The sequence below is a fragment of the Leptospira koniambonensis genome (assembly GCF_004769555.1).
GTDB classification, from domain to species: domain Bacteria; phylum Spirochaetota; class Leptospiria; order Leptospirales; family Leptospiraceae; genus Leptospira_B; species Leptospira_B koniambonensis.
Window position 1 is genome coordinate 169,118 of sequence record NZ_RQFY01000012.1, and the last position, 15,696, is coordinate 184,813.

Below are 15,696 nucleotides of genomic sequence, written 5' to 3' on the forward strand. Positions count from 1 at the left end.
TGATCACCTTATCCCTGACGCTTAGATTAGTATTCGCGAATACCGACTAACTTTACATTTTCTGCACATTAGTCATCTTTAGTAAACAAATTTCCGAATCTAAATTCCGTTGTAGGAATTCCAACATGTAGGTGAAAAAGAAATTTCTCTCGCCAAACGGAATGAAATGTGCTAAGGGAGGGCTTCGTGTACCACCGCACCGTCTCCTTTTGAGCGACCCATAGGAAGCGAAAAACCCAAAGGGTGACCGAGGGAATCGAGGTCAAACGAGACTGAGGTTGAAATCAAAACGATCAGACTGAATCGAACGCTTTTCTAATATACCCACACAGCTTGGCCCTAAGTAGGGCGGGGCCCCTTTTACCAAAATATCCCTAAAGGGACTCATTTTCTCCTAATTTCTAATTATTGCACTAAGTATAAAATTGTAGTAACTACAATTTTATACTTGCTATCGTTTTCATCCTGATCATAATCAATACAGATCTCTATTACAGGAGCGAATTCGGATGGGATTGCGTGAGACAAAAAAGGCAAAAACTCGAAAGCTTATTTCGGACATTGCCCGCGATCTATTCATAGAAAAGGGGTATGATGCCGTTACTATCGTTGAAATAGCCGAAAAAGCAGAAGTTGCTGTTACTACACTTTTCAATTATTTTCCGACCAAAGAGTCTCTTATTTTCGACCTTGAGGATGAGATAGACTCAGATATCTTAAGGGCGATTCGCGAAAGAAAGAAGGGCCAATCCATTCTGGATGCTCTTTATCAATATTTTTTCTCGAGCAAGTTATTCAATCCACCAGATAAAAAGATCTTCTCCGGATTTGGAAAACTTATCAGGTCTTCTCCTGAGCTTACTTCTTATCTGCGAGGGTTATGGGCTCGTTATGAAAATTCTTTGGCGAAAGAGATCCAAAACGATTCAGGTGTGACTAAGATGGAAGCAGAATGTATTGCAAAGTTGATCCTAGAAGGTGTGAGTTTTGCGTGTAATTCGCCTTCTCCAAAGGATGTATTAAATCTCACGTTTAAAGTTTTGAAGAATGGGTGGAATAAATGAAACAAGACCAACCGATTTACGATGTTATTATTTCCGGGGCGGGTCCAGTAGGACTTTTTCTCGCCTGCGAACTTGCCTTAGCTAAATGTAGTGTTCTTATATTAGAAAAAACAGATAGTTCTTTGTCTCCGTTCAAACAACTTCCCTTTGGAGTGCGTGGGCTTTCTGCTCCTAGCATTGAAGCTCTTTATCGCAGGGGATTATTAGAAGAACTTGAAATACATAAACGTCTTAAAAATCCTCATGCAAATACAGTTCAACAAGGGCCGCGTCGTCAGGTAGGACATTTTGCAGGTATCCCATTTCATGAAGGTAATATTGATACTTCAAAATGGGGACATCGGTTAGAAAGTTCTACTGAGACCAACTTGATCTCTGAAATGGAAGAGATGGAAACTATACTGGCTCGCCGCGCAGAAGTGCTCGGTGTAGAGATCAAGAGAGGTTTTGCACTGACTTCTTTTAATCAAATGGACGATGGGGTAACTGTTCAATCAGGAGATCAAACTTTTCAGGGACAATGGCTCGTAGGTTGTGATGGAGCCAGAAGTGTTGTTCGAAAATCTGGAGGTTTTGAATTTGAAGGTACTGATCCTGAATTTACCGGTTATTCTACTAAAGTTGATCTAGTCGATCCGGAGAAGCTAAGTCCAGGAAGAAATATAACCGAAAGAGGAATGTATTTACAATCTCAACCAGGCTTTATCGTACTTCAGGATTTTGATGCTGGAGAATTTCATAGTTCTGAGAAACCAATTACCTTGGAACATGTGCAGGAAGTCCTACGTCGTATCTCTAACACGGATGTGACTATCAGTGCTCTTCATTTTGCAACTACTTGGACTGATAGAGCAAGACAAGCAACGAGTTATCGAAATGGAAGGATACTTTTAGCTGGAGATGCAGCTCATATTCATTCTCCTTTGGGTGGTCAAGGTCTGAATCTCGGGTTGGGAGATGCTATGAATCTTGGATGGAAACTTGCTGCAACCATTCATAAAAAAGCGCCAGAAGGTTTACTGGATAGTTATTTTACGGAAAGACATCCGATTGGTGCCCAGGTTTTAGATTGGTCACGAGCTCAGGTTATGATCATGAAACCAAATCTACATGCGCAAGCATTGAATTCGATTATGCGAGATCTGATGGAAACTCGTGATACTGCAACCTATATGGCAGCAAGAGTCTGGGGAATTTTTACACATTATAATCTAGGTGATTCTCATCCTTTAGTGGGTTACAGTGTTCCGAACTTTGAGTTTGAGGATGGCAGAAGGATAGGTGATCTTATGCTGGATGGCCAAGGGATACTTCTCGATTTTGGTATGAATACTTCTTTAAAAACCTTGGCGAATGAGTATGGAGATAGGGTAAAATATATTTCCGGTCGGGCGAAAGAGCAGTTAGGATTGAGAGCTGTACTGATCCGTCCGGATGGAATTATTGCTTGGGCCTCGGATAGCGAACCAGATGAACAATCTATCAGGCAAGCGGCCTCTCTCTGGTTTAGTCAATTTATTTCTTGAAAATACTATGAGAGAATCATTAACAGAACGAACGTTCTGTTTTTTATATGTTTTCCTATCGCCAAAATCTAGGAAAATAACGAGATTTCCAGGAATTCTGTCCCATTAGGGCTAAAATGAACGTTTAATCAGCCATGTTTTTCTTGATTGAATCGACCACGGCGAAAAATTAGGACTAGAAACTCTCGTAAGAAGGGAAAAGAATGTATCAGGAACTGACTGAGCAACAGATCGAGATTAGAGACACGATTCGTGCTTTCGTTAAGAAAGAAATCACGCATGAAGTTGCTATCCACTGGGACGAAGAAAACAAACATCCAGAAGAACTTATCAATAGAATGAGAACTGAGTTGGGAGTCAATGGACTCACTATCCCCGAAGAATACGGCGGATGGGGTCTTGGTTCCGTAGAGCAGTGCTTAGTTACCGAAGAACTTTCCAGAGGATGTCTCGGTATCAGCCTTTGTTTCGGATATACCGGTCTTGGTATCCTTCCGATCATGAAAGGTGCAAGCCACGAACAAAAGAAAAAATGGCTACAACCAGTTATCGACGGAGAATACGGAGTTTCTTTCTGTCTTTCCGAGCCTGGTGCAGGTTCAGACGTTCCTGGTATGAGCACTACTGCAGTTAAAAAAGGTGACAAATGGGTCATCAACGGAACTAAACAGTGGATCACCGGTGGTGGAAGTGCTGGAGCTTATACAGTTTTTGCTTATACTGATAAAGGCCGTGGAACTCGTGGAGTTTCCTGCTTCTATGTAAAACGTGATACCCCAGGTTTGATCGTTGGTAAAAAGGAAGATAAACTTGGTATTCGTGCATCTGACACTCGTCAGATCATCTTCGAAGATTGTGCAGTTGAAGAAGCTACTATGATCGGAAAAGAAAACCTTGGATTCATCTACGCTCTTCAAACTCTGAACGCATCTCGTCCATACGTTGCTGCTATGGGAGTGGGTGTTGCTCAAGCTGCTTTAGATCACGCATCTAAATACGCTCGCCAAAGAGAGCAGTTCGGTTCTAAAATTTCCAGCTTCCAAGCTGTTCAGCACATGCTTGCGGATATGTCTATCGGTGTAGAAACTGCACGTCAGATCTGCTATCTTTCTGCTCGTATGTCTGATGCTGAGGATCCTCGTCTTCCGAAATATTCCGCAATCGCAAAAGCTTATTGCTCTGAAACTGCAATGAAAGCTGCTACTGATGCGGTTCAAATTTTCGGCGGATACGGTTACACTAAAGAGTATCCTGTTGAAAAACTGATGAGAGACGCGAAAATCCTTTGTATCTTCGAAGGAACTACTCAAATTCAGAAAAATGAGATCGCAGCTTATGTGATCCGTGAAGCAGCTTCCGCAAAATAAGAATTTTCTAATATTGCAAAGCTTTAAGAAGGCGTCGGTTTCCGGCGCCTTTTTTATTTCCTCTTCGCTCTAATCCTGCTTAAGGATACTGGTGTGATGCCCAGATAAGAAGCGATATGATATTGAGGAATAAGTTCTTCAATATCAGGTCTGGATTCTAAAAGTAGATTGTATCTTTCTTCTGCGCTTAAGGCTAAGAGTTCATATTCTCTTCTGGCTTTTTTTAAAAATAAGTTTTCGGCAAAAATCCGGCCCAATCTTTCCCAGGCGATGTCTTGGGAGAATAGTTTTCTGAATTCTGAAAACTTTGCAACTGCAAGTTCACAATTTGTAATTGCTCTAATATTGCAGGTAGAAGGTTGTTCTGTGAGTAGATCAAAATAAGATCCTGTAAAGTCTCCAGGGAAATTGAAACTTTTGATATATTCGTTTCCTTGGTCAGTGAGATAATATTCTCTCAAAACGCCAGAGAATACAAATGCAAACTCTGTGGGCCTGGCTCCCTGTTTGATCAGAAAATCTCCGTATTCTAATTTGCGGATCGTATATAGCTGTTCTGATTTTTTCCAGACTTCTTTTGGGATGGGAGAGACCTGGTTCACAGTTTGATAAATTTTTTCCCAATTTAGATCTTTCTGATCCATACAATTCCCGTTAACGGATTTCTAAGGAAAGTCCGCAAACGGAAATTTTACAAATCTAATTATTGGGAATATCCAAAAACATTCGAGGTTCGAGTGTAAGTCCCTTAGATAGAATCTAGAAAGGGAAGGGTGACCTTTAGGAATTCTTTTGGATTTTCTGCAAAAGGCACATGTCCTGTTTTTAGATAAGCTAACTTAGATCCTTTTACTTTTTCATGAAGCCTGAGTGCGAGTTTTGGATCTATGACTGGATCATATTCTCCCCATACGATCAATGTAGGCGCTTGGATCTGGGAGACTTTTTCTCTTAAGTCATGTCTTTCGTCTAAAAAACTTTTCCAAATGGAAGCATTCACTTCTTTTGCGCCTTCTACATCTTCTCTTTCTTTGATTCGGGATAGAATGGACTCTGTATATTTATTTCTGATCTTGATATAATGATTTGGGAAGAAGTTCCAGACGAGCCCTGTAAACCAAACCTTGGATTTTAATCCCGCAAAACTTTTAGTGATCCAATCTGGATCATTTAATCCGCCAGAGTCCACGATCACGAGGCCTTTTACCAATTCAGGTTTTTTCAGGGCAAGATTCATGGAAGCGAATCCTCCAAGTGAATTCCCTATAAAAATCCCACCTTCTGGAGCTAACTGTGCAACCAGGTCTGGCAAAATTTCTGCATATTCTACTGCAGAAGCTGAAGTTGCAGGTTGCGGATTCTCCGATAATCCATGACCTGGCCAATCCAGAGAAATCACTTTATATTTTTCTGATAAACTTGGCAGAATAGATTCAAAATCATTATGATCATGACCGGCAGAATGGAGTAGAAAGATCGGTTTTCCTTTTCCTTCTATCCAATAAGCTACCTTTCCTAATTTAGAAGTATAATATCCGCTTGGTAATTTTAGTGATGTAGTTTTGTTTTCTAAAACTGTTTCCATCTTCTCTCCTCCGCTGCAATGAATGAGTAACAAACTTAGCATTAGGTTTGTCATTAGTATTCGTTTCATGCTTGGATCTTCTCTTAAAGATGGATCAAAGTCAAGAGAGGAGAAAGGTATCTATAGATAATCAGATTATCCTATGTTAATTGCTTTTATAGTCGCAACACAACGCAAGGCGGCTTCAGGAGCGAAGCGACTATAGTCGCAACACAACGCAAGGCGGCTTCAGGAGCCGTAGGCTCTTATCTTACGATTGCCCATTTAACTAATTTGGCCACTGGGTTTAACCATTTAGCTACCTTCTTACGATATGTATGGGGGAATAATAAGAAGTTCTCTAATGGGAAGATCAGTCCTTCTTCTATCAATTTATGTTTGTTCTCCATCGATTTCAATTTATCAGGATTGAGAACTGAATAGATTTTTGAAATTCCGTCTTCCTCTATGAAGAAACTTTGCATATATGCAGGTTGATCATTATAATATCCGATCAATGTTTCCGCACCATTAACCATTCCGAAATAAAAATCCAAAGTATGTTTGAGCTTGTTACTTCCTGTCCGGATAAAGAAATGAGAAGCCCTTTCTTGCCCAATGATAGGGATCCTGGCGGCGTTTACTTTTCCTCCACCATCAGACCAAAGAACAATTTCTTCCTTTAAAAAAGGAACAAGCAGCTCTGGTTTCCCTTTGGAAGAAGCGAGTAAAAAATCTCGAAAGATCTTTTTTCTTTTTTCAGAAGGTGCATCATACTTTTTACGATCCGATTTGAGTGATTCTTTGGCTCGTTTTAAGATTTGCCTACAATTCTCCTGATTTTTTCCGACCACTTTCGAGATGGAGTCGTAACCCATCTCGAAACTTTCTCTTAATAAAAAAACTGCCCTTTCAATAGGATTCAATTTTTCTAATAAATGTAAAAATGCCAGATCTAAGGTTTCAGGATCAGGTTGTTCTTCCATAGGTTCCGGAGCCAGCGGCTCCGGTAACCAAGGACCGATATACGTTTCCCTTTTTCTTTTTGCTTTTCTTAAAGAGTCCAGGGAAAGTCTGGCTGCAACCGTAGATAAGAATGCTTTTGGAGATCTAATCTTTTCTTCTTTGGATTTTTCCCATCTCAGAAAAGTTTCCTGAACTATATCCTCGGCTTCTACCACACTCCCTGTCATCTTATAGGCGATCCCAAAGACCAAACCTTTGTTTTCTATAAATTGATCTAGTCTTTCTTGGGTGTTCATTTTTCTGCCGTCGCTAATCTTTCGTTTTGTTTAACTAAAGTTTTTTCTTTAGGCTGAGGGATCGCATAAAAATCGAAATATTTTTCGGCCTTAAAGGAGAAGACAGTGAATTTGCAAATAAGCTCTTTCACGAATGCTCCCAATCTTCCGGTCCAGAATTTTTCCTTAGGACTATCATCATAGTTTAAGAATTGGAATAGACCTTCTTTTCTTCCTAAACTTACACAACGTCCTACATATGCCAGCTCGAAAGGTTTTTCCCCGATTGCAGATTTATTTCCGATTAGGTTTGAGATCCTTTCTCCCAAATAAATCCCCATTGGAAGTGCTGTTGCACATGCCATTCTTAAATAAGAATATTCTTCACCCGGGACTTTTACGGCATCTCCTGCTCCTATAATATTGGAATATTCAGGAACCTGCATGTACTCGTTCAGATATACCTGGCCGATCTTATTTGATCCTAATCCCGAATTTTTTCCAAGATCAGAAGCTACTAATCCGGCTGAGATCACACAATAATCATGAAGGACTTGAGTTCCACTAGAAGTTTTGATCTTATCTTCTAACAGATATTCTCCTCTTTCTCCTTCTATCAGATTTACATGAAGATTTTTCATGACTTCTTTCATATAGAGAACTGCGCTTGAAGAAAAATTTTTCCCAATCTTATCTGAATCCAAAAGTGTTATTTTTGCATTTGGATAATTTTCTGCGAGTTCAGTTGCTACTTCTATCCCAGAAAGTCCTCCGCCTAATACCGTAACTCTTGAATCAGGGTGGGCGCTTAATTCTTTTCTCAATCGTTCCGAATCCTGGAAACTTGCCACTGAGAAATAATTGGTCCCTTTTGTGCCTGGATCTCCTGCTCTCATTCCTGCAGTATAACCCAGATAGTCGTATTCGAAGTAGGTCCCATCATTTAAGAGAACTTTGTTTTCCTTTGGAAATATTTTTTCTACTCTTTGGATGATAAGGCTTACCTTAGAATTCAATAAATTTCGGATCTGGAAATCTTTTCCTTTGGTTCCTGCGATTATTTGGTGGTTTCTGATCTTTTCTCTAAAGATCGGCTCTGCAGTGACTAAGGTAATTTCTACCTCTGAACTTTTGCGGGCTAATCTGTTTGCCGCAGCGATTCCTGCATAACCTCCACCTACGATCAATACCTTCTTCTTTGACATAGTTGCCTCCGGTTCTAAAGACAAGACGCGTGAGGGTTATTGCTTGTGACATTGGTTTGAATTTTCTTTGAGAAGAGGTCTCAGGTGGCTTTTGGAGCAGTCTTGATTAGGAGATTGACAGAGGCATTCTTTTGGGCATCCTGGATACCGAAGAACTATGAAGCGTATTTTTTTCCTGATCTTATTCTTGGTTTCGATCTTAGGATTAATTGTATGTAAGGAAAAAAAGCCAATCCCTGAACTGGAAGGATTTGTTGTTAAGAATGTAATTCATCCAAGTAATAACCCATTCAATCAAGAAAAGGTGGAGCTAGGTAAGACCTTATATTTCGATTCCAGACTTTCTTTCAACCAAGATGTAAGTTGCGCAAGCTGTCATAATACTGCCTCTCCTTCCGAAGGTTTTCCTCGTACTAAAATCCATAATCCTGCTCCTTCTCTTACTAACGTAGCATTGTATAAGGATGTATTTAAAGATCCGGAAGCAAGAGAGTTAGAGGATCTTGTAAAAGACAAGGTACATTCTAAACTATTATTCCAAAATGAAACAAAACTTATCCAAAGGATCTCTTCTATCCAAGGTTATAAGGAACTTTTTGAAAAGGCGTATGGAGATCCTGAAATTTCAGGAGAAAGAATTGTTTTGGCTCTTTCTACATTCCAAAGAACCATCGTAAGTAAAAATTCAAGCTTCGATAAATTTGTAATGGGGGAAGAGACTGCGCTCACTCCTGCTCAGATCCGTGGTTGGGATGTTTTCCAGAACAAGGCAAAATGTATCCAATGTCACCAAGGTCCTAACTTCTCCGATTCCGAATTGCATACAACAGGTCTTGCAGGTATCAAAGATAAAGTTAGAACTCCTACATTAAGAGATGTTACCAAAAAGAAAACTTTCATGCATAATGGGATTTTCGGATCGATTGAAGATACAGTGAACCATTTTGCAGAAGGTGGTCATTCCAAAGCGGTTCATGATCCAATGTTAAGACCTGCGGAACTTTCGGATCAGGATAAAAAGGATTTGATTGAGTTCTTAAAAGCGTTAGAAGGGGAACCAATCCAATTGGAAATCCCTTCTATTCCAAAAGCTTAATTAGATATAAATTTAATTATTAGATGGAGTAGCTTGGCGCGCGCGTTCTACTTCATTTTTGATGATCGTATCTACGATCTCATCCACATTCACTCCGAACTTTTCGAAAACAGAGTTTCTTGCTAGTTCGTAACGGATGATATCCACGTTAAAATTGATCCTTGCTTGAGCCACTTGTAACTCAGCTTGGATTAAACCATCTAAAGCAGACTTAACTAATACAGCAGTAAATCTACCTTGATTGAAACGTGCTTGGACACCTTTGTAAAACTTCTCCGCTTCTTCTTTACGAGTATTAGCGGTTTCTAAAAGTTCCTGTCCTGCAACGATTGCATAATATCTATTATCTAATTCTTCTTTGATCAGAGTTCTGAGTTCGGTCTCTTGTTTTGATAAGATATCCAGTTTGAGTTTTGCATCTCTAATATCCGTTTGGATCCCGGTATCGAATAGAGGATAAGATAAAGCAAAGTTTAAAGTTTTTTCAGGATACTTAAAGGACATCATCCCTGTATCAGGATTTACGTAGTTCGTTTGAGGATTTAAGAATGTTTGCCCTCTTGTAGAGTAACTTCCAGTAATCTTTAAGGAAGGCATATCTTCTGCATTCTTGATCTTCAGTTCTAATTCTGCGATCTGTCTTTGGCGGATTAAATTTTTAAGATCGATCCTATGATCTAACGCATATTGGTAATCTTTAGTAGGATTGATATCGTTTGGAACTTTTTCTTGAAGATCAGTGATCCCAGAAATTTTAGAACTTGGATCTACATTTAAAACTCGGATCAAATTTCTTTCTGCTTCTGATCTTGAAAGTTTTGCTCTTTCTAAACTATTCTCAGTTTGAGTGAGAGCACTATTCCATTGATTGACCTCGAAACCTTCTGAAAGACCAAGATTACGTTTTCTAACAGTCAAATCCCTGATGTTTTTGGTATTCTTTTCCAATCTGTCGAAAGTTTCTACCTGAGAATCGTAAACACTCAAACTCCAATAATCTACCAGAGTTTTTACTACAAGCTGTGCTAGAATATTGACTAGCTCATCTTTACGAATGACTGCGTTTTGTTGTAAGACTTTCTGTTTTTCTTTCTCAGTCTGCCCGAAGGAATACTTTAAAAGTTCCTGACCAAGAGTCACAGTCAATGCATCAGTGTATTGAGGAGGAGCAGCTAAATAAGAACCTACTGCACCTAGTCTTGCAGCAGCAGCCTGGGTCTCGAATGCGTCCGCGTCAAATCGTGTATGGCTGAGTTCTAAGCTAAAATAAGTCAGAGTTTGGAAGTTTTTTTGGATCCCAACGTTTATCCGATCGTTGGAGATCTTTGTTCCAGAGAGAACGTTATTATTATTCAGAGGAAGATTAGTTTTTGTTTTCGAAAAACCGCCGACCAGCGTCCATGCATATTGAGATAGATTTTTTAACTCGGCAGTATCCGCTTTCACGAATTCCATCCCAGCGTTTCTAACTGTGATATTATTCGCTAGGACATAATTGACCGCTTCTTTCAGAGTAAGCTTAAGAACTCTAGGCTTATTTTGAAGGGAAGGGTCTAACTCTTGGGCGAAGTGTGAAGCTGGAAAACCAAAAGCTCCGACAAGCAAGAGTCGCAGATAAAATTTCCTTAACGAAGGAATATTTACAGGCCTAAGCATAATGTCGTTGGTCTTCCTACGGAGCATGGTTTTTGGTTCGGAAGAATTTGCCAAATCGAAAAATCTAAAGTAAAAGTCTAGACAGCTTAAAATCGATGAAAACTCCAGATAAAAAATTGAACCGACTCGCGTCTGAAAAAAGTCCTTATCTACTCCAACATTCTACGAATCCTGTGGATTGGTTTCCTTGGTCAGAAGAAGCCTTTGCAAAGGCAAAATCCGAGAATAAAATGATCTTCTTATCCATTGGTTATGCCACCTGCCATTGGTGCCATGTGATGGAGAAGGAATCGTTTGAGAATGAAACCACTGCAGAAGTTTTAAATAGAGATTACGTTTCCATTAAGGTGGATCGGGAAGAAAGACCAGACGTGGATCGGATCTATATGGACGCGTTACATGCCATGGGGCAGCAGGGTGGCTGGCCTTTGAATATGTTCCTAACACCTGAAGGTAAGCCGATTACAGGTGGGACTTATTTTCCTCCGGTTCCTAAATATGGCCGAAAAAGTTTCACAGAAGTTTTGGGGATTTTGACCGGATTATGGAAGGATAAAAAAGAAGAATTACTCGAAGCTTCCGAAGATCTGACCAAACATCTAAAAGAATCTGAGGAAACAAAAGCTCTCTCTGCAGAAACATCCGGCTCTTCTCCAGGACCAGAAGTATTCGAGAATGGATTTTTATTATATGATCGACTTTACGATCCAGATTATGCGGGTTTCAAATCCAATTCTGTAAATAAATTTCCTCCGAGCATGGGCCTTAGCTTTTTATTACGTTATCATAAATCTACAGGCGAACCAAAAGCTCTAGAAATGGTAGAAGAGACACTTACTGCTATGAAAAAGGGTGGGATCTACGACCAGATTGGCGGGGGACTTTGTAGGTATTCCACTGATCATCATTGGCTCGTTCCTCATTTCGAAAAGATGCTCTACGATAATTCACTCTTCTTAGAGGCATTGGTAGAATGTTACCAAGCGGTGGGAGAGGAAAAATACAAAGACTATGCCTACGACGTAATCGAATACCTTCATCGTGACATGAGATTACAAGGCGGCGGGATAGCAAGTGCAGAAGACGCAGATTCAGAAGGGGAAGAGGGACTATTCTATCTTTGGACAAAAGAAGAAATAAGAGAAATCTGCGGACAAGACTCTTCTCTTTTAGATGAATTTTGGAATGTAACTGAAAAAGGAAACTTCGAAGAGAAAAATATTCTGCACGAAACATTCAGAATGAATTTCTCCAGATTACATGGTTTGGAACCTTCCGAGTTAGAAGAGATTGTTTCCAGAAACAGAAAAAAACTTTTAGAAAAACGTTCCGAACGGATCAGACCTCTTAGGGATGATAAGATCTTATTCTCTTGGAACTGTTTGTACATTAAGGCTCTAACAAAGGCTGCGATGGCATTTGGGGACGGAGATCTATTAAGAGAAGCAGAAGAAACATATAAATTTTTAGAAAAAAATCTGATCCGAGAAGACGGAAGATTGCTCAGAAGATTTAGAGAAGGAGAAGCGAGATTCCTGGCTTATAGCACTGATTATGCGGAATTTGTATTAGCTTCTTTATACTTATTCCAAGCAGGAAAAGGATTCAGATATTTAGAGAATGCGATCAGATATACTGAAGAAGCGATCCGACTTTTCAGAAGTCCATCAGGTGTGTTTTTCGATTCAGGAAGCGATGGAGAGACATTACTCAGAAGAACGGTAGATGGTTATGATGGAGTGGAACCTTCTGCAAATAGCTCTTTTGCGACGGCTTTTGTTTTACTTTCAAAATTAGGTGTAGTAGATTCAGAAAAATATCTGCAATATGCGGATTCTATCTTCTCCTATTTCAAACCTGATATGGAAACCTATCCAATGAATTATCCATATATGCTTTCTGCATTATGGCTTAGAAAATCTCCAGGAAGAGAACTCGCAGTGGTATATTCTTCCCAAGAAGAATTATTACCTATTTGGAAAGGAGTAGGCTCCTTATTTTTGCCGGAGACAGTTTTTGTTTGGGCTAATGATAAAGAAGCAGAAGAGAATGGTGAAAAATTCCTACTTCTAAAAAACAGAAATTCAGGAGGGGGAGTGAAAGCATACGTTTGCGTAGGATTTCACTGCGAACTTCCTGTATCAGATTGGTCTAGCTTGAGAGCAAGATTGGTAGAAGATTAAGAGAGTTCAATTCTCTCTGCGTCTCTCCAGAGTCTGTCCAGATTATAATATTCTCTTTTTTCAGGGGTCATGATATGGACTATAAATTCGCCATAGTCCAGCAAGGTCCAACCTGAAGAAGAGGATGTTCCTGTTTTATCAGTTTCCTTATGAGGTAGTTTAAAACTTTTTAATGCTTTTTTGATCTCTCTTGCTACTGCATTTGCTTGTACAGCAGAATTTACAGTACAGATCAGAAAGAAACTTAAGTATGAATGCACAGATTCCAGGTTTAAAACCGCAATCTCTTCGCATTTTTTATCCTGCATGATCTTATGGATAGTTTTCAGGATTTCCATTGTGTTTTCCGGGGTATTTTTAGGAGAAGGACTCATATTTATTTTTTAGGCTCTATATCGGATCCTAAGAGCACGGTAGAGTCCAGTCCTAGATCCTTTCTTAATACATGATATACTTTTGTTTTTTCTAATATGGAGGAAATTTTATCCGCCACTGCAGTATTCCCAGAACGATCTAATATGATCGTTTTTTTGATATCTTTGGTCCAGGCGTTATCAACGGAAAGGACCTTGATCCTTTTGTCAGCCAATGTGGTCCTTACATCTTTTGCAAGACCAGCAACTTCAGTTCCGTTTAGCACTTCTGTTCTTGCATATTCTCCATCTGTGAAAATTTCAGCAGATACATCTTTATGAAATTTTCGGATGGCAACCGATGCTCTGGCAGGATCTGCAGTTAAGAATAAACGTCTTGTTTTTGGATCTAATGCAGGCTCTCCAGGAAGTTCTGTAATTCCAAATGCGAGTCTATGAGAAGTAGCAAATTTTAGAAGAGTGTAAAAATCTTCTTTGGAAAAATCAGAATCTACTAAACTGAAAACCATCTCTGACCAAAATGAATTTAGTAATTCTTTGTTTTCGTATAAAGTTTCGTAAATAGACAAAACTGCACTTTCTTGCCTGCTGATACGATCCAGATAATCCAAGGTTTCCTTCTTATCCATATAAGAAACGTAATCATACGCATCTTCTCCAGAATAAGAATACAAACCAGGTTCTCTTACATAAGAAGGAGAAATTCTGTTAGTACGATTATCAGTGTATAAATTCACTCCACCTAAGATATCTACTATCTTAATAAAGGCGGAAGCATTTATCTTTACTGTATAATTTGGCTTAGAACCTAAAATATCTTGGACAGCATCTTTTACTGCAGAAGTAGCCTTGGATTTAATTTGTTCTAAACTATCTTCCGGATCTTCGAACGTAGTGATCGGATGAAAGAAGAATAATCCGACTCTTTCTTGAGAAGGGAAGATAGTCGCTAAAAATCCAAATTCATATACATCGTCGTTTCCTACAGCATGGAAAAGTATATGGATCGGTTTACCTGAACTGATCTTTTCGTCCAGGCCTGTTCTTCTGAAATTGCGGAATAGGAAAAATAATAACGCCAAAAATAGAAAGCCTGCAGCGATCCATAATGGAATAAGATTAAAAGGTCGAATCGGTTTGTTAGGACTCAAATCAAAGCCTCGGATTCCATTCAGAAAGAAAAATTAACCCTGTCAATTGGTTAATTTTCCCAAGGCGAAATGATACATGGCGATCGTCCTTTTATGGATTTCTCTTTTATGATCCAAAAGGTCCTGCATGGTATGGACTGCCTTATTCAAAACGGCAGAGTACAGATTTTCCTTGGCATTGTTTCTCCATTCCGAATATTCTGTTTGTCTTTCCGCAAATTCTGAACCCAAAAAGTCAGCCGCATATAATATATAATCCAAAAGATTCAAGTCATCTCCACCAAGTGTATGGTGTTTCACTGCATCTAAAACGGATCTTGTTTTTAAGCCATATTCTGTTTCCAAATAATAAGCAGCGGATCGGGAATGCCAGGCAGCTTCCGGAAGTTTAGAAGATTCTGAATCTCCTAATTTTGCAAAAAGTTCCAAATGGAATTCTTTGGTTTTTTGTTTGGTGATATCGTGAACTACGCCGGCTAAATAAGCTTCTTTGCTTTCATTTGGAGAATGAATATTTGCGAGTTCTTCTGCGATCTCGGCTACTCTAAGGCTATGTTCCCAACGGGTTTTAGTGATCTCATTTGGAACAATATCTTTAAAATATTTTATCTGTTCAGGGGTAGTGGTCGGAAGCATCTGTAAGTATGATTGGTCGTCTAAATGTAAGATCTATTCTTAAGTATGATATCCCACACTTCATCCGACAATGCAATCGGTTTCCTATGATCCAAAATACATTTGGGAAGTTCTTCTCTCAAATCAACAGAAGCAGCTTCTATGATCCGATTTTGTAAAAATACGATCTTATTTTGGGATTTTTGCAGGTTTTCATTCAGGGGAATAGATTCTGAGAACCTTCTGAACACCAAAAGAGAATGCAGTTTATCTAAGATATTCTCCCAATTTTTCCATTTATGGAATTCCGAATAATTATCTTCTCCGATTAGAAGTGCGAGTTTTGCATCTGGTTTTATATTCAAAAGTTCTAAAATAGTTTCTTCAGTGAAACTGGGAGTTTCTCTTTTGATTTCCCAGTCCCAAACTTTTGTATTTGGAAAATTTTTAAACTGAGCCTGAACAAGATCTAAGATCAGTTTCGGAGGAGTTTTTTTATTCTGTTTCCAGGGAGATGTATGATTCGGAACGATCAGAAGTTCTTGGGCTTTTGGAAAATTCTCCCAAAAACTGGATGCCACTTCTGCATGGCCTAGATGAGGAGGATCAAAACTCCCGCCAAAAACTCCGACCAAACCGGAAGAGCTCATGAAA

At 39.3% G+C, this 15,696-nt stretch carries 14 protein-coding genes; 5 read left to right on the top strand and 9 right to left on the bottom strand.

All coding sequences use genetic code 11. From position 1 onward, the window contains the following. The first annotated feature begins 509 nt into the window (after positions 1–509). From EHQ52_RS18690 to EHQ52_RS18700, 3 genes are all read left to right on the top strand, one after another. Positions 510–1,064: a TetR/AcrR family transcriptional regulator gene (locus EHQ52_RS18690; RefSeq protein WP_135616888.1), complete on the top strand. Its 555-nt coding sequence runs from the start codon at positions 510–512 to the stop codon at positions 1,062–1,064. Continuing rightward, positions 1,061–2,590: an FAD-dependent monooxygenase gene (locus EHQ52_RS18695; protein WP_135616891.1), complete on the top strand. Its 1,530-nt coding sequence runs from the start codon at positions 1,061–1,063 to the stop codon at positions 2,588–2,590. Before EHQ52_RS18690 ends, EHQ52_RS18695 begins: the two co-directional genes overlap by 4 nt. A gap of 203 nt (positions 2,591–2,793) precedes the next feature. After that, complete coding sequence (locus tag EHQ52_RS18700; protein ID WP_100710386.1) at positions 2,794–3,957, top strand: acyl-CoA dehydrogenase family protein; 1,164 nt, start codon at positions 2,794–2,796, stop codon at positions 3,955–3,957. 53 nt (positions 3,958–4,010) lie between these two features. Here the strand turns inward: EHQ52_RS18700 and EHQ52_RS18705 are convergent, their stop codons facing one another. The 4 genes from EHQ52_RS18705 to EHQ52_RS18720 all read right to left on the bottom strand — a co-directional run bounded on the left by EHQ52_RS18705 (position 4,011) and on the right by EHQ52_RS18720 (position 7,967). Then, the gene (locus EHQ52_RS18705; RefSeq protein WP_135616892.1) at positions 4,011–4,601 is read right to left on the bottom strand and encodes a Crp/Fnr family transcriptional regulator; all 591 of its coding nucleotides are present in this window, start codon (positions 4,599–4,601) and stop codon (positions 4,011–4,013) included. 104 nt (positions 4,602–4,705) lie between these two features. Further along, positions 4,706–5,542: an alpha/beta fold hydrolase gene (locus tag EHQ52_RS18710; RefSeq protein ID WP_135617124.1), complete on the bottom strand. Its 837-nt coding sequence runs from the start codon at positions 5,540–5,542 to the stop codon at positions 4,706–4,708. A 245-nt stretch (positions 5,543–5,787) separates the two neighbouring features. Next, positions 5,788–6,783 (bottom strand): RNA polymerase sigma factor SigJ, encoded by a 996-nt coding sequence (gene sigJ, locus EHQ52_RS18715; RefSeq protein ID WP_135616894.1) that lies wholly within the window; start codon positions 6,781–6,783, stop codon positions 5,788–5,790. Further along, the gene (locus tag EHQ52_RS18720; RefSeq protein ID WP_135616896.1) at positions 6,780–7,967 is read right to left on the bottom strand and encodes an NAD(P)/FAD-dependent oxidoreductase; all 1,188 of its coding nucleotides are present in this window, start codon (positions 7,965–7,967) and stop codon (positions 6,780–6,782) included. Before EHQ52_RS18720 ends, sigJ begins: the two co-directional genes overlap by 4 nt. Before the next feature lie 157 nt (positions 7,968–8,124). Here EHQ52_RS18720 and EHQ52_RS18725 point away from each other — a divergent pair, with 157 nt between their 5' ends. Further along, the gene (locus EHQ52_RS18725) at positions 8,125–9,063 is read left to right on the top strand and encodes a cytochrome-c peroxidase (RefSeq protein WP_135616898.1); all 939 of its coding nucleotides are present in this window, start codon (positions 8,125–8,127) and stop codon (positions 9,061–9,063) included. Between the two features lie 12 nt (positions 9,064–9,075). Here EHQ52_RS18725 and EHQ52_RS18730 read toward each other — a convergent pair whose 3' ends face one another. Continuing rightward, positions 9,076–10,719 (bottom strand): TolC family protein, encoded by a 1,644-nt coding sequence (locus tag EHQ52_RS18730; protein WP_135616900.1) that lies wholly within the window; start codon positions 10,717–10,719, stop codon positions 9,076–9,078. Positions 10,720–10,814: 95 nt separating this feature from the next. Between EHQ52_RS18730 and EHQ52_RS18735 the strand changes: the two genes are divergently transcribed. Continuing rightward, complete coding sequence (locus EHQ52_RS18735) at positions 10,815–12,902, top strand: thioredoxin domain-containing protein (protein WP_135616901.1); 2,088 nt, start codon at positions 10,815–10,817, stop codon at positions 12,900–12,902. Here the strand turns inward: EHQ52_RS18735 and rsfS are convergent. The 4 genes from rsfS to EHQ52_RS18755 are packed head-to-tail and all read right to left on the bottom strand — an operon-like array spanning position 12,899 to position 15,692. Continuing rightward, positions 12,899–13,276, bottom strand: coding sequence for a ribosome silencing factor (rsfS, locus tag EHQ52_RS18740; protein ID WP_135616902.1), 378 nt, complete (start codon positions 13,274–13,276; stop codon positions 12,899–12,901). The two genes, EHQ52_RS18735 and rsfS, sit on opposite strands and share 4 nt — an antisense overlap. Before the next feature lie 2 nt (positions 13,277–13,278). Further along, positions 13,279–14,427, bottom strand: coding sequence for an LCP family protein (locus EHQ52_RS18745; protein ID WP_135616903.1), 1,149 nt, complete (start codon positions 14,425–14,427; stop codon positions 13,279–13,281). 42 nt (positions 14,428–14,469) lie between these two features. Then, positions 14,470–15,063 (bottom strand): bis(5'-nucleosyl)-tetraphosphatase (symmetrical) YqeK, encoded by a 594-nt coding sequence (yqeK, locus tag EHQ52_RS18750; protein WP_135616904.1) that lies wholly within the window; start codon positions 15,061–15,063, stop codon positions 14,470–14,472. A 20-nt stretch (positions 15,064–15,083) separates the two neighbouring features. Continuing rightward, positions 15,084–15,692 carry a nicotinate-nicotinamide nucleotide adenylyltransferase gene (locus EHQ52_RS18755; RefSeq protein WP_135616905.1) on the bottom strand — a complete coding sequence of 203 codons (609 nt, stop codon included), beginning with the start codon at positions 15,690–15,692 and terminating at the stop codon, positions 15,084–15,086. Between the last annotated feature and the right edge of the window lie 4 nt (positions 15,693–15,696).